The organism is Dietzia cercidiphylli (genome assembly GCF_014145145.1).
Classification (GTDB): Bacteria; Actinomycetota; Actinomycetes; order Mycobacteriales; family Mycobacteriaceae; genus Dietzia; species Dietzia natronolimnaea.
The window spans coordinates 1-1244 of the sequence record NZ_JAALEA010000468.1 but is presented as its reverse complement, the minus strand read 5'-3'; the positions used below and the strand labels follow the sequence as shown (position 1 = coordinate 1244).

At 71.7% G+C, this 1244-nt stretch carries 1 protein-coding gene; it reads left to right on the top strand.

Annotated elements, in window-relative coordinates; genetic code table 11:
- The first annotated feature begins 99 nt into the window (after positions 1 to 99).
- On the top strand, positions 100 to 1170 hold the full coding sequence (gene alc, locus G6028_RS15690) for an allantoicase (RefSeq protein ID WP_182659428.1): 1071 nt from the start codon (positions 100 to 102) through the stop codon (positions 1168 to 1170).
- Positions 1171 to 1244: the final 74 nt, after the last annotated feature.

The window sequence follows — 1244 nt, the reverse complement described above, 5'->3', positions numbered from 1 at the left end:
CGCCCCGCCCGCTGACCCGCTCGCCCCGCCCGCTGACCTGCCCACTGCCGCGCCCGCCCGGACCGGCGCGCCATCGCTCTCACGAACGGAGCCCCTCGGATGACCGACCCCGAGTTCCTCGCCCTACCCGACCTCGCCTCCCGCGCGCTGGCCGGCAGTGTGGTGTACGCCGATGACGAGTTCTTCGCCGAGAAGGAGAACCTGATCCTGCCCTCCGAGCCGGTGTTCGACCCGGACCTGTTCGGACACAAAGGCAAGGTCTATGACGGCTGGGAGACCCGTCGGCGGCGCTCGCCCGGCCAGGACGCGGCGATCGTCCGCCTGGGCGTGCCGGGCGTGGTGCGCGGGGTCGTGGTGGACACCGCCTTCTTCCGCGGCAACTTCCCTCCGCAGGTCGCCGTGGACGGTGCCTGGATCGACGGCTACCCGGGCACCGATGAACTCCCGGGTGCCCACTGGCGGCCGTTGGTGCCTGCGGCGGCCGCGGAGGGGGACACCCGCAACCTCTTCGCGGTGTCTGACCCCGTGTCCGTGACCCACGTGCGCCTGCGGATGATCCCCGACGGAGGTGTCGCGCGGCTGCGGGTTCACGGCGAACCGACCCCTGACCCTGCGTTCCTTGGTGGAACCGTCGACCTCGCGGCCGCCGAGAACGGGGGCCGGGTGGTCGACTGCTCGGACCTGTTCTACTCCTCGCCGGCCAACATCATCGCCCCCGGCCGCTCCCGCATCATGGGTGAGGGCTGGGAGAACGCCCGGCGGCGCGACGGGGGCAACGACCACGTGACGGTGGCGCTCGCGGGCCAGGGAACGGTCGACCATGTGGAGATCGACACCTCCTATTACGTCGGTAATGCCCCGGGGTCGGCGTCGCTTCGTGGCATCGCTCGCGCGGAGGACCTCGAGCACCCTGACCGGTGGGTGGACCTCGTTCCACGAACGCCACTGCAACCGGACTGTCGGCACCGCTACCTGGTGGGGTCGGGGTCGGGAGCGGAGCCGGGTGCAGAACCGGGTGCGGCGGATCTGGTGCGGTTCGTCCGGCTCGACGTGTTCCCGGACGGCGGAATCGCCCGCCTGCGGGTCCACGGCAGGCTGAGTACCGAGGCACTCGATCTGCTCGCGGCGCGGGTCGCCCAAGCCCGGCACACCGGGCTCATGCGCTCGTAACACGGCCGAAAAACCGCGGTGCCAGACTCGGTCTGGACACCACGATGGTGCGGTCGGCCCCGCCGATCCGGCCG